Origin of the sequence: Pseudomonas neuropathica (assembly GCF_051174785.1) — a bacterium.
GTDB classification, from domain to species: domain Bacteria; phylum Pseudomonadota; class Gammaproteobacteria; order Pseudomonadales; family Pseudomonadaceae; genus Aquipseudomonas; species Aquipseudomonas neuropathica_A.
This window is the reverse complement of sequence record NZ_CP195111.1, coordinates 5,398,065-5,411,176: the sequence shown is the minus strand read 5'-3', so window position 1 is coordinate 5,411,176 and position 13,112 is coordinate 5,398,065. Positions and strand designations below refer to the sequence as shown.

Sequence of the window (13,112 nt, the reverse complement as noted above, 5' to 3'; positions counted from 1 at the left end):
TGAAACAAAAAGTCTTGAAGCGACCCTTCGTCGCTTTATACCCCAGCGCAAACGTGGGTCATTCTCACTAAAGAATTAACCCCATCATCCAGCGCGGGGCCGATCATACCGGGGTTTGCTGAAAAACCGTGCATGAAACCCGTCGTTACTTATGGCTGTAGCATTAATTTCGTTACGTCCTTATGACAAAACGATCATTCCCTCGGTGTGACTCATTGGTTAGAACTGAACCTAGGTTGACGTCGCAACGGCGTCAACACCTTGGCTCGCCACGCCGGCAGCGAGCCGCACCATGGCAGGTTTCTTCTGCCAGACCTCAGTTGAGGTCAACGCGACACAAAACAGTCAACAAGTGAGGGAAACACCCTATGAGAAGACTTAAGCGTGATCCGTTGGAAAGAGCATTTTTGCGCGGATATCAATATGGCGTTGGTGGCAAATCCCGTGAGCTTTGCCCATTTACTCTACCGTCGGTACGTCAAGCCTGGATCAACGGCTGGCGAGAAGGACGCGGCGACAACTGGGACGGTATGACCGGCACTGCGGGAATCCACAGACTCAACGAACTTCACGCCGTCGGCTGACACAGGGCATTTATTCCGACACGACAATCTGAATTTGTAACGACTTACCATGCACGTCCTTCCCGGACGGCGGGCTCCGGCCCAGGGGCTCCTTCGAGGAGCCCTTTTTTATGCCTGAAAACTGATGCTGGAACAGGAAACCTGTGGGAGCGAGCCAGCTCGCGAAAGCGGTGTGTCAGTCACAGAAATATTGACTGAACTGGCGCCTTCGCGAGCAGGCTCGCTCCCACAAAGGCTCAGCGCAGGGCGGCGATGGCGTCGACCGATTCACGGATCAGCGCCGGGCCTTTGTAGATGAAGCCGGAGTAAATCTGCACCAGGCTCGCACCGGCGAGAATCTTCTCGGCCGCATGCTTGCCTTCGGTAATCCCGCCAGCCGCAATGATCGGCAACCGCCCAGCCAACTCACCGGCCAGCACCTTCACGGTATTGGTGCTCTTCTCACGCACCGGCGCACCGGACAAACCGCCCGCCTCGTCGCCATGCTCCATGCCTTCGACACCGACACGGCTCAGGGTGGTGTTGGTCGCGATCACCGCGTCCATGCCGGTTTCGATCAGCGCCTGGGCAACCTGCGCGGTTTCTTCATCGGTCATGTCCGGCGCAATCTTGATCGCCAATGGCACGTGCTTACCATGACGCAAGGCCAGTTCGGCACGGCGCGTGGCCAGATCCGCGAGCAATTGCTTGAGCGAATCGCCGAACTGCAGGCTGCGCAGGCCCGGAGTGTTCGGCGAACTGACGTTGACCGTCACGTAGCTGGCGTGGGCGTACACCTTGTCCAGGCAGATCAGGTAATCGTCGACCGCGCGTTCAACCGGGGTATCGAAGTTCTTGCCGATATTGATGCCCAGCACGCCTTTGTATTTCGCCGCTGCCACCCGTGCCAACAGGTTATCGACACCGAGGTTGTTGAAACCCATGCGGTTGATGATCGCCTCGGCTTCCGGCAGACGGAAGATCCGTGGTTTCGGGTTGCCCGGCTGCGGACGCGGGGTCACGGTGCCGATTTCAACAAAACCGAAGCCCAGTTGCGCGAAGCCATCGATGGCCGCGCCATTCTTGTCCAGACCGGCCGCCAGACCCACCGGGTTCGGAAACTCCAGGCCCATGACCGTCACCGGTTTCCTCGCCGGCGCCTTGCACAGCAAGCCGTTTAAGCCCAAACGCCCACCCGCGCCGATCAGATCCAGCGACAGATCGTGGGAGGTTTCCGGGGAAAGTTTGAACAACAGCTGACGGGCCAGGGAATACATGGGCGGCAATGACTCGGGCGGCGAAAAGAGGCGGCGATTATAGCCGGGCATCGACCTGCCGCGCGAGGCGCACGCGCAAATCACTGGCAGTGGCATATGCCTTGCACCTTCCTTGCTATCAGTGCGTCGGCCAATGACGGCAGGCGGGCAAGGACAATGGCGTCGTCCCGGGTTTTGCCTGCGCAAAGTCCGCGGCGACGCTTTTTTTTCGAGGTGCGTTGGATGAATGAACTTTCGGTGGGGCCACTGGCCTGGGTCAATGGCAGCGATGCCCCGGAAAAGACCGCAATCAACCTCGGCTTCATGGCCCTGAGTGACTGCGCCTCGGTGGTCGTCGCGGCCACACAGGGCTTCGCTCAACCTTACGGATTGACGCTGAACCTCAAGCGCCAGACATCCTGGGCTAACCTGCGCGACAAACTGGTCAGCGGTGAACTGGATGCCGCCCACAGTCTGTACGGTCTGATCTACGCCGTGCACCTGGGCATTGGTGGCGTGGCGTCGACCGATATGGCGGTGCTGATGGGGCTGAATCAGAACGGTCAGAGCCTCAACCTCTCCCACGGTCTCCAGAACCTTGGCGTGAGCAGTCCTGAAGCGCTGGATCGGCACGTGCACCAAAGCCGCGCAAAACTCACCTTCGCCCAGACGTTTCCCACCGGCACCCACGCGATGTGGCTGTATTACTGGCTCGCGAGTCAGGGCATTCATCCGTTGCAGGATGTCGACAGCGTGGTGGTGCCGCCGCCGCAAATGGTTGCGCATCTGCAAGCCGGGCGTATTGATGGCTTTTGCGTCGGCGAGCCTTGGGCCGCCAGCGCGGTGCAGCAGGATCTCGGTTTTACCCTCGCGACCAGCCAGACCATCTGGCCCGATCACCCGGAAAAAGTCCTCGGCTGCACTCGCGAGTTTGTCGAGCAGTATCCGAACACCGCTCGGGCGCTGGTGATGGCGATTCTTGAGGCCAGCCGCTTTATTGAGGAGAGCCCGGAAAATCGTCGCAGCACCGCGCAGTTGCTCAGTGCGCCGGAGTATCTGGACGCGCCGCTTGCGTGCATCGAGCCGCGTTTTCTCGGTGATTATGCCGATGGCCTCGGCAATCGCTGGCAGGATCCGCACGCGCTGCGCTTTCACGGTAACGGCGAAGTGAATCTGCCTTATCTGTCGGACGGTATGTGGTTCATGACCCAGTTCCGCCGCTGGGGCCTGCTGCGCGAAGATCCGGATTACCTCGCCGTCACCCGTCAGGTTCAGCAACTGGACATTTACCGCGACGCCGCGACCGCTGTCGGCGTGGCGGCGTGGGGCACCGACATGCGCAGCAGCCAGTTGCTCGACGGCAAAGTCTGGGACGGCAGCGACCCGGCCGGATACGCGCGCAGTTTCAAGCTGCATGCGTTGAACGACGACGCTCCTCTTCTCGCCCGCCGCTGACAGGAGACCGCGAACATGTTGCGCATTCTGCTGATCAATGACACGGCGAAAAAAGTCGGGCGCCTGAAAGCCGCGCTGACCGAGGCCGGTTTCGAGGTAATCGACGAGTCCGGCCTGACCATCGACCTGCCCGCGCGCGTCGAAACGGTGCGCCCGGACGTGATTCTGATCGATACCGAGTCACCGAGCCGCGATGTCATGGAACAAGTGGTGCTGGTCAGCCGCGACCAGCCACGACCAATCGTGATGTTTACCGATGAGCATGATCCGGGCGTGATGCGCCAGGCGATCAAATCCGGGGTCAGTGCCTACATCGTCGAGGGCATTCACGCACAGCGTCTGCAGCCGATTCTCGATGTGGCGATGGCGCGTTTCGAGAGTGACCAGGCGTTGCGCGCGCAGCTTCAGGCGCGGGATCAGCAATTGGCTGAGCGCAAGCGTATTGAGCTGGCCAAGGGGTTGTTGATGAAAATGAAGGATTGCAATGAGGAAGAGGCTTACACCTTGATGCGGCGCCAGGCGATGAGCCGGCAGCAGAAGCTGATTCAGGTGGCGGAGCAGATTATTGCCATGAGTGAGTTGCTGGGCTGAGGCGTTCTCACCGCTGAAGAGCCCCTCACCCTAGCCCTCCCGAAACGTCGGACCGCCCCGAGGGAGAGGGAACCGATTGGGGGATGCTCGGGAAGTACGCCGCGCGGTGATTTTCTGCTGTGAATCCATAATCGACTCGGTCTTTCAGGTCGATGTTTGAAGTCCGACACCTCGGTCAGTCCCCTCTCCCTCCGGGAGAGGGCTAGGGTGAGGGGCTTTTGATCTTTCAGCTGTTGGCACAAATCTCGCTAAGTAAAACGCACAGGTAACCAACGGCGGTTGCCCCACCCACGACAAAGACGTCGCTCACCCGATCGCCCATCCCGGCGCATCAGGTAGCGGCGTTTTTGCGTTTTGGCCCCACAGACCGGGGCCGGTGGTGCGGCCGTGGTGGCGCCCCACCTGCTGTTGCATGACTCCATTCGAGACTCTTTTCAGCTGAGGTGCGCGATGAATTCAAGCTTCTGGAAATCCGGCCACACCCCGACCCTGTTCGCGGCCTTCCTCTATTTCGACCTGAGCTTCATGGTCTGGTACCTGCTCGGCCCGTTGGCGGTGCAAATCGCCGCCGACCTGCAACTGACCACACAACAACGCGGCCTCGTCGTCGCCACGCCAATTCTCGCCGGTGCGGTGCTGCGTTTTTTCATGGGCATGCTCGCCGATCGACTGTCGCCAAAAACCGCCGGGCTGATCGGTCAGGTCATTGTGATTTGCGCGCTGTTCGGCGCTTGGAAAATCGGCATCCACAGTTATGAACAGGCGCTGATACTCGGCCTGTTTCTCGGCATGGCCGGCGCATCGTTTGCCGTCGCTCTGCCACTGGCGTCGCAATGGTATCCGCCGCAGCATCAGGGCAAAGCCATGGGCATTGCCGGTGCGGGCAACTCGGGCACCGTGTTTGCCGCACTGCTCGCTCCGGTACTGGCGGCCGCGTTCGGCTGGAGCAATGTCTTCGGCTTCGCGTTGATTCCGTTGATCCTGACGTTGGTATTGTTCGCCTGGCTGGCAAAAAACGCTCCTGAGCGGCCGAAAGCCAAAGCCATGGCTGACTACTTCAAAGCCTTGGGCGACCGTGACAGCTGGTGGTTCATGTTTTTCTACAGCGTCACCTTCGGCGGTTTCATCGGTCTGGCCAGTGCCCTGCCCGGCTACTTCAACGATCAATACGGGTTGAGCCCGGTGACGGCCGGTTACTACACCGCCGCCTGCGTGTTCGGCGGCAGTTTGATGCGACCGCTGGGTGGCGCGCTGGCGGATCGCTTCGGTGGCATTCGCACATTGCTGGCGATGTATACGGTGGCAGCCATTTGTATTGCTGCCGTTGGGTTTAACCTGCCAAGTTCCTACGCGGCGCTGGCACTTTTCGTCTGCACCATGCTCGGCCTGGGCGCGGGCAACGGCGCGGTGTTCCAACTGGTGCCGCAGCGTTTTCGTCTGGAAATCGGCGTGATGACCGGGTTGATCGGCATGGCCGGCGGCATCGGCGGTTTTGCCTTGGCCGCCGGCATGGGTGCGATCAAACAGAGTACCGGCAGTTATCAACTAGCCCTGTGGTTGTTCGCCAGCCTTGGCGTTTTGGCATGGTTTGGCCTGCACGGCGTCAAGCGTCGCTGGAGAACCACCTGGGGCTCAGCGGCGGTAACGGCGGCGCGGGTCTAAGCGTAGATGGCCCTGCAACTGAATTTTGCCGAAGCCAGCGCCACCGGTCCGCGCGCGGAAAATCAGGACGCTTTGCGCCTGGTCACGCCCGCGCCGGCGCTGGCGGCGAGCAAGGGTTATCTGTTCGCTATCGCTGATGGCGTCAGCCAGTGTGCCGATGGCGGACTGGCTGCGCGTTCGACCTTGCAAGCGCTGGCGCTCGATTATTACGCCACGCCGGAAACCTGGAGCGTGGCCCAAGCGCTGGATCGCCTGCTGCTCGCGCAAAACCGCTGGTTGCAGGCCAATGGTGGCGGGCAACCGCTGCTCACCACGGTCAGCGCTTTGGTCTTGCGTGGTCGGCGTTTTACCCTCGCCCACGTCGGCGATTGCCGGGTGTATCGCTGGCACGCCGACAGCTTGCAGCGCATTTCTGAAGACCATGTCTGGGATCAGCCGGGCATGCAGCATGTGCTCAAACGCGCGCTGGGGCTGGATCAGCATCTGGTGCTGGATTTTCTCGACGGCGAACTGCGCGTCGGTGAAAGCTTTGTGCTGCTCAGTGACGGCGTCTGGTCGACGCTGGGCGATACGGCGATTGCGGCGATTCTGCGTGATCAGCCCGATCTGCACAGTGCCGCGCAGACGCTGGTCAATGCCGCGCATCTGGCGGGGAGTCAGGACAATGCCAGCGCGTTGCTGGTGCGGGTCGATGCTGTCGGCGAGGCGAGCATCGGCGATGCATTGATTCATTTGCAGCAGTGGCCCCTGCCGCCGGTGCTGAAACACGGCCAATCCTTCGAAGGCTGGCAAGTTCAGGGGATTGTCGGTCAGAGCCAGCAATCGCTGCTGTATCGGGTTGTCGATGGACAGGGCCAGGCATGGCTGTTGAAAACCCTGCCGTCGCGCAGCGCCGATGATCCTCACGCCGGGCAGGCGCTGCTGTCCGAGGAATGGTTCCTCAAACGCGTAGCCGGTCGCCACTTTCCTGAAGTCCATGCGTGCCAGCAGCGTCAGCATTTGTACTACGTGATGCGTGAATATTCGGGGACAACGCTGGCGCAGCTGTTTCAACAATCCGGCCCATTGCCGTTGGCGCAATGGCAGGACATCGCCGAGCGCCTGTTGCGCGCGGTCGGGCTGCTGCATCGGCGGCAGATCCTGCACCGCGACATCAAACCGGAAAACCTGCACGTGGGTGACGACGGCGAATTGCGTCTGCTGGATTTTGGCCTGGCGTACTGCCCAGGCTTGTCCGAGGACGCGCCGTCGACGCTACCGGGAACGCCCAGCTACATCGCCCCGGAAGCGTTTCGTGGGGATCCGCCGAATGTGCAGCAGGATTTGTATGCGGTAGGTGTGACTCTGTATTTCCTGCTGACCGGGCATTTTCCCTATGGCGAGATTGAAGCGTTTCAGCGACCGCGCTTTGGTCTGCCGGTGATTGCCAGTCGATTTCGGCCTGATTTGCCGGAGTGGCTCGCACAAAGCCTCGAGCGTGGAGTGGCGGCTGATCCGCTGATGCGCTTTGAAACTGCTGAAGAATGGTTGCTGGTGCTGGAACAGGGTGAGCGGCGTAGTTTGAGTGTGCGGCCCCGGCCCTTGTTGGAGCGAGAGCCTTTGAAGGTCTGGCGGTCCATGGCATTGGTGGCTTTGTTGGGGAATCTGGTGCTGCTGGTATTGCTGTTTCACAGTTAAATCGAGTCGCGCCATTCGCGAGCAAGCTCGCTCCCACATGGGATCTGTGGTGTTCACAAACCTCCTGTGGGAGCGAGCTTGCTCGCGAAGGCGCCAGCCCAATCACCACAAATCCACCTTCCTGAATGCCCCACGAACGAGCAACCCGCTTCGAATCAGTGCAAAAAAACCATCCTCAAAATCCGTCACCCCCCATAAAACCGCCACCGCCCCCACTTGGCACAACCACTGCATTACCCAACTCAACACACACATAAAGCCCAACCTTCAACGACGAAGGCTGCGCTTCCCGAGAGAACGGGACCAGGACAAAGGCGTCCTCGCTAGGCAACTAGCGGGACGCCTTTTTTTGTTTGCGCAAAATTTCTCGAGCAAGGCCTGACTGCCCACAAGAGGCCAGCCGCAGCTCCCCGGAGAACCTGATGAAAAAACTCAAACTGGTGATGATCGGCAATGGCATGGCCGGGGTCCGCACCCTCGAAGAACTGCTCAAGTTGAGCAACGAGCTGTACGACATCACGGTCTTCGGCGCCGAACCGCACACCAACTACAATCGCATCCTGCTCTCGCCGGTGCTGGCCGGTGAGCAGACCTTCGAAGAGATCGTGCTCAACGACCTCGACTGGTACCTGCAAAACAACATCAAGTTGTTGCTCAACCGCAAAGTGGTGGAGATCGACCGGGTCAAACGCCGAGTGATCGCCGAGGATGGCACCGAAGCCGCATACGACCGACTGCTGATCGCCACCGGCTCAACGCCGTTCATCCTGCCCATCCCCGGCAACACCCTGCACGGCGTGATCGGTTACCGCGATATCGCCGATACGCAGGCAATGATCGACACCGCGAAAACCCACAAACACGCGGTGGTCATCGGCGGCGGCCTGCTCGGTCTCGAAGCCGCCAATGGCCTGATGCTGCGCGGCATGCACGTCACCGTGGTACATATCGGCGAGTGGTTACTGGAACGACAACTGGACAAAACCAGTGGCCAATTGTTGCAAAGCGCCCTCGAATCCCGTGGCCTGCATTTTCGCCTGTGCGAACAAACCCAAGCCCTGCACGACGCCGGCAATGGCCGGGTCGGCTCGGTGCAATTCAAGAACGGCGACATCATCCCCGCTGATCTAGTGGTAATGGCCGCCGGTATTCGCCCCAACACCGAACTCGCTGAGAAGGCCGGCATTCCGTGCAATCGTGGGATTCTGGTCAACGACACCCTGCAAACCTACGACCCGCGCATCTACGCGATCGGCGAGTGCGCCAGTCATCGCGGCATTGCCTACGGTCTGGTCGCGCCATTGTTCGAACAGGCCAAGGTTTGCGCCAACCACCTCGCACAATTGGGCTTCGCTCGGTATCAGGGTTCGGTGACCTCGACCAAATTGAAAGTCACCGGCATCGATCTGTTTTCCGCCGGCGACTTCATGGGCGGCGAAGGCACGGAAACCATCACCCTCTCCGACCCGATTGGCGGCGTGTACAAAAAACTGGTGATCAAGGATGACGTGCTGGTCGGCGCCTGTCTGTACGGCGATACGGCAGACGGCGGTTGGTATTTCCGGCAGATTCGTGAGAATCACGCCATCGGCGAGATCCGCGATCACTTGATGTTCGGCGAAAACGCTTTGGGCGACGTAGGACATCAGGGCCAGGACAAAGCCATGGTCATGGCCGACACCGCCGAAGTCTGCGGCTGCAACGGTGTGTGCAAAGGCACCATCGTCAAAGCCATTCAGGAGCACGGCCTGTTCAGCGTCGACGAGGTGAAGAAACACACCAAGGCCGCCAGCTCCTGCGGCTCCTGCGCCGGGCTGGTCGAACAGATCCTGATCAACACCGTGGGTGGCGCAGCGGACGTCAAACCGAAAAGCGAAAAAGCCATTTGCGGTTGCAGCGACCTCAATCACGGGCAGATTCGCCAGGCCATTCGCGAACAGCATCTGCTGACCATCGCCGGCACCATGAGCTACCTCAACTGGCGCACGCCGAACGGCTGCGCAACCTGCCGCCCTGCCCTCAACTATTACCTGATTTCCACCTGGCCCGGCGAAGCCAAGGACGATCCGCAGTCACGCCTGATCAACGAGCGTGCGCACGCCAACATCCAGAAGGACGGCACCTATTCGGTGGTGCCACGGATGTGGGGCGGCGTGACCAATCCTTCGGAACTGCGGCGGATTGCCGATGTGGCCGACAAATATCAGGTGCCGATGGTCAAGGTCACCGGCGGTCAGCGCATCGATTTGCTCGGCATCAAGAAGCAGGACTTGCCCGGTGTCTGGAAAGACCTCGACATGCCGTCCGGCCATGCCTACGGCAAATCCATCCGCACCGTGAAGACCTGCGTCGGCAGCGAATTCTGCCGTTTCGGCACGCAAAACTCGACACAACTGGGCATCGAGCTGGAACACGACCTGTTCAACATGTGGTCGCCGCACAAAGTGAAGCTGGCTGTCTCCGGATGCCCACGCAACTGCTCGGAAGCGGGGATCAAAGACGTAGGAATTATCGGTGTCGACTCCGGTTGGGAGATGTACATCGGCGGTAACGGCGGGATCAAAACCGAAGTCGCCGAATTCTTCGTCAAGCTGAAAACCGCCGAAGAAGTGCGCGAATACAACGGCGCGTTCCTGCAGCTGTATCGCGAAGAAGCCTTCTACCTCGAGCGCACCGTGCACTACCTGCAACGGGTTGGCATGGAGCACATCAAGAAAGCCGTACTGGAAGATCCCGAGCGCCGCAAAGCCTTGAACGAGCGCCTGCAGTTCTCCCTGTCGTTCGAACAGGATCCGTGGAAAGAACGTCTGGCGCAGCCGCAACTGAAGAAAGAATTCGACGTAATCCCCGTGAAAAACCTGGAGGTGCCAGCATGAACTGGCTGGATATCTGTGCCCTCGACGAGATCAATGCCCTCGGCTCGCGGATCATTGCCGGGCCGAAAGGTGACATTGCGATTTTTCGTACAAGCGACGATGAGGTTTTCGCCCTTGATGACCGCTGCCCACACAAGGGCGGACCACTGTCGCAAGGTTTGATCTACGGCAAACGCGTGGCCTGTCCGCTGCACAACTGGCAAATCGACCTGCAATCAGGCGAGGCGCAGGCGCCGGACATCGGTTGTGCGCATCATCACCCGGCGCGAGTTGAAAATGGTCGCGTGCAATTGGCCCTGCGGGACGCTATCTGATGAGCCGCCAGACGACCGCCTCGACCTGCTGTTATTGCGGGGTCGGCTGCGGCGTGCTGATCGAGCATGACGGCGAGCGCATCCTCGGCGTCAGCGGCGATCCGGCGCACCCGGCCAACTTCGGCAAACTGTGCAGCAAAGGCTCGACCCTGCACCTGACTGGCGACCTCGCGGCTCGCGCGCTGTATCCGGAACTCCGCTTGGGCAAGGGCCTGGCGCGCAGCCGCACAGACTGGGACACCGCTCTGGAACACGCCGCCAACGTGTTCGCCGAAACCATCGCCGAACACGGCCCGGACAGCGTGGCGTTCTATATCTCCGGACAGTTGCTGACCGAGGACTATTACGCTTTCAACAAGCTGGCGCGGGCACTGGTCGGCACCAACAACATCGACAGCAACTCACGGCTGTGCATGTCCTCGGCGGTGGTCGGCTACAAGCGCAGCCTCGGCGCCGACGCCCCACCGTGCAGTTATGAGGACCTGGAACTCAGCGATTGCGTGATGATCGTCGGCAGTAACATGGCCTACGCCCATCCGGTACTTTTTCGTCGGCTGGAGGAAGCAAAATCTCGCCGCCCGCAGATGAAAGTCATCGTCATTGATCCACGGCGCACGGACACCTGCGACCTCGCCGACTTGCATCTGGCGATTCTGCCCGGCACCGATGTCGCTTTGTTCCATGGGATTTTGCATTTGTTGCTGTGGGAAGACTGGATCGACCGCGATTTCATCAAGGCCCACACCGAGGGTCTGGCCGAGCTGAAGAGTCTGGTGCGCGATTACACCCCGCAAATGGTTTCGCAGTTATGCGGCATCAGCGTCGAGCAATTGCAGCAGTGCGCCGAATGGGTCGGCACTTCGCCGAGTTTTCTGTCGCTGTGGTGCATGGGCTTGAATCAGTCCACCGCCGGCAGCGCGAAGAACAGCGCGCTGATCAATTTGCACCTGGCCACCGGGCAAATCGGTCGTCCGGGTGCAGGACCTTTCTCCCTTACCGGTCAGCCAAATGCCATGGGCGGACGCGAAACCGGTAGTTTGTCGAATTTATTGCCGGGTCATCGTGAGGCGGCAAACCCTGAGCATCGCGCCGAAGTGGCGGCTTATTGGGGTGTGGATCAACTGCCGGAAAGCACTGGTCTCAGCGCCATCGAACTGTTCGAGCAAGTGCGCAGCGGCAAGATCAAGGCGTTGTGGATTGCCTGTACCAACCCTGCGCAATCGATGCCGGACCAGAACTCGGTGCGCGCTGCGCTGCAAGCTTGCCCGTTTGTAGTGTTGCAGGAAGCTTTTCGCACGACTGAAACCGGCGCATTCGCCGACGTGCTGCTGCCCGCTGCCAGTTGGGGCGAGAAAGAAGGCTCGGTAACCAATTCCGAGCGGCGTATTTCCCACGTGCGCAAAGCCATCCTCCCACCGGGCGAGGCGCGGCCGGACTGGGCGATCACGGTAGATTTCGCACAGCGTCTGGAGAAACGTCTGCGTCCCGCTGAATCCAGCCTGTTTCCGTTCAACCAACCTGCGCAGTTGTTCGATGAATTCAAAGGGCTGACGCATGGCCGCGATCTGGATATGTCCGGGATCAGTCACGCGCTGATCGACGAGATCGGACCGCAGCAATGGCCCTTCCCTGTCGGCGCCCGAGAAGGAACACCCCGACTCTACGAGGACGGTATTTTTCCTACGTCCACTGGCCGCGCTCATTTCATTGCCGACCCTTACCGCGCCGCCAAAGAACAGCGTGATGCACGCTTTCCGCTGACATTGATCACTGGCCGCTTGCGCGATCAATGGCACGGTATGAGCCGCACCGGCACGGCGGCGCAACTGTTCGGGCATGTCAGCGAAGCGGTGCTGAGTCTGCATCCAGATGAAATGCGCCGGCATCGTTTGCAGCCGGGCGATCTGGTCAATCTGAAAAGTCGTCGCGGCGCGGTAATTGTTGCGGTCGGTAGTGATGACAGCGTACGTCCGGGACAAGCGTTTCTACCGATGCACTGGGGCGATCGCTTTCTCAAGGGCGGCGTGAACAGCCTGACCCTGCCTGCCTTCGATCCGTTGTCGAAACAACCCGAACTCAAACACAGCGGCGTGCGCCTGGAACCGGTCAATCTGCCGTGGCAGCTTTTCGCACTGATCGAGGGCGATGTTCAACGGCATTTCGAGACACTACGACCGCTCTGTGAGGCATTTTCCTACGTGAGTCTCAGCCTTGTCGGACGTGAGCGATCGGCGCTGCTGATACGCGCAGCGAACACTGAGGCGCCTGATGCGCAATTGCTCAGTGAAATCGATCATTGCCTGTCGCTGATCGACGGCCCGGTTTTGGCCTATGACGATCCGCGTCGGGCCATCGGCAAGCGCGTACGCATTGAAAACGGTCGCATCACCGCGATTCGCCTGGCCGGCGAAACCCTCGCCCGGCATTGGCTGCAAGGACTGTGGCTGGAGGGCCGTGCCGACGAACAACTGCGGCGTTGGTTGCTGGCGCCGATGAGTGCGCCACCGGGCAGTGCCGGGGCGCAGATCGCTGCGGATAGAACCCTGTGCAACTGCAACAACGTCAGCCTCAACGCGGTCTGCGCCGGCATTCGCCAAGGGCTGGATCTGCAAGGCTTGAAAACCAATTTGGGCTGCGGCACGCAATGCGGCTCGTGCGTCCCGGAACTAAAGCGTTTGCTGGCTGCCGAGTTGCAGCCGGTCGCCATCATCTGATGAG

The 13,112-nt window shown here is 60.3% G+C and carries 9 protein-coding genes; 8 read left to right on the top strand and 1 reads right to left on the bottom strand.

Annotated features, from left to right (window positions below; genetic code table 11):
• The first annotated feature begins 368 nt into the window (after positions 1-368).
• A complete protein-coding gene (gene rmf, locus ACRRSD_RS24480; RefSeq protein ID WP_003223300.1) occupies positions 369-584 on the top strand; it encodes a ribosome modulation factor in 216 nt (71 codons plus the stop codon).
• Between the two features lie 236 nt (positions 585-820).
• Here the strand turns inward: rmf and ACRRSD_RS24475 are convergent, their stop codons facing one another.
• Positions 821-1,840: a quinone-dependent dihydroorotate dehydrogenase gene (locus tag ACRRSD_RS24475; RefSeq protein WP_435035794.1), complete on the bottom strand. Its 1,020-nt coding sequence runs from the start codon at positions 1,838-1,840 to the stop codon at positions 821-823.
• 222 nt (positions 1,841-2,062) lie between these two features.
• Between ACRRSD_RS24475 and ACRRSD_RS24470 the strand changes: the two genes are divergently transcribed.
• The 7 genes from ACRRSD_RS24470 (at position 2,063) to ACRRSD_RS24440 (ending at position 13,108) form a co-directional block, all read left to right on the top strand.
• A complete protein-coding gene (locus ACRRSD_RS24470; protein ID WP_435035792.1) occupies positions 2,063-3,274 on the top strand; it encodes a CmpA/NrtA family ABC transporter substrate-binding protein in 1,212 nt (403 codons plus the stop codon).
• Positions 3,275-3,289: 15 nt separating this feature from the next.
• Entirely contained in the window at positions 3,290-3,865 is a 576-nt protein-coding gene (locus tag ACRRSD_RS24465) for an ANTAR domain-containing response regulator (protein ID WP_007916390.1), read from the top strand.
• 450 nt (positions 3,866-4,315) lie between these two features.
• Entirely contained in the window at positions 4,316-5,527 is a 1,212-nt protein-coding gene (locus tag ACRRSD_RS24460) for a nitrate/nitrite transporter (protein WP_435035789.1), read from the top strand.
• A 6-nt stretch (positions 5,528-5,533) separates the two neighbouring features.
• Positions 5,534-7,204, top strand: coding sequence for a protein kinase domain-containing protein (locus ACRRSD_RS24455; protein WP_435035788.1), 1,671 nt, complete (start codon positions 5,534-5,536; stop codon positions 7,202-7,204).
• A gap of 422 nt (positions 7,205-7,626) precedes the next feature.
• Positions 7,627-10,080 (top strand): nitrite reductase large subunit NirB, encoded by a 2,454-nt coding sequence (gene nirB, locus ACRRSD_RS24450; protein ID WP_435035786.1) that lies wholly within the window; start codon positions 7,627-7,629, stop codon positions 10,078-10,080.
• A complete protein-coding gene (gene nirD / locus ACRRSD_RS24445) occupies positions 10,077-10,394 on the top strand; it encodes a nitrite reductase small subunit NirD (protein ID WP_007916394.1) in 318 nt (105 codons plus the stop codon). The genes nirB and nirD overlap by 4 nt, the downstream gene beginning before the upstream one ends.
• Positions 10,394-13,108 (top strand): nitrate reductase, encoded by a 2,715-nt coding sequence (locus ACRRSD_RS24440; RefSeq protein ID WP_435035785.1) that lies wholly within the window; start codon positions 10,394-10,396, stop codon positions 13,106-13,108. Before nirD ends, ACRRSD_RS24440 begins: the two co-directional genes overlap by 1 nt.
• The last annotated feature ends 4 nt before the right edge of the window (positions 13,109-13,112 follow it).

Excerpts from the sequence above, each read along its gene's own strand:
- nirB (WP_435035786.1), top strand. The coding sequence starts at position 7,627 with ATGAAAAAACTCAAACTGGTGATGATCGGCAATGGCATGGCCGGGGTC.
- ACRRSD_RS24470 (WP_435035792.1), top strand. The coding sequence starts at position 2,063 with ATGAATGAACTTTCGGTGGGGCCACTGGCCTGGGTCAATGGCAGCGAT.
- ACRRSD_RS24465 (WP_007916390.1), top strand. The coding sequence starts at position 3,290 with ATGTTGCGCATTCTGCTGATCAATGACACGGCGAAAAAAGTCGGGCGC.
- ACRRSD_RS24475 (WP_435035794.1), bottom strand. The coding sequence starts at position 1,840 with ATGTATTCCCTGGCCCGTCAGCTGTTGTTCAAACTTTCCCCGGAAACC.
- ACRRSD_RS24440 (WP_435035785.1), top strand. The coding sequence starts at position 10,394 with ATGAGCCGCCAGACGACCGCCTCGACCTGCTGTTATTGCGGGGTCGGC.
- ACRRSD_RS24460 (WP_435035789.1), top strand. The coding sequence starts at position 4,316 with ATGAATTCAAGCTTCTGGAAATCCGGCCACACCCCGACCCTGTTCGCG.
- rmf (WP_003223300.1), top strand. The coding sequence starts at position 369 with ATGAGAAGACTTAAGCGTGATCCGTTGGAAAGAGCATTTTTGCGCGGA.
- nirD (WP_007916394.1), top strand. The coding sequence starts at position 10,077 with ATGAACTGGCTGGATATCTGTGCCCTCGACGAGATCAATGCCCTCGGC.
- ACRRSD_RS24455 (WP_435035788.1), top strand. The coding sequence starts at position 5,534 with ATGGCCCTGCAACTGAATTTTGCCGAAGCCAGCGCCACCGGTCCGCGC.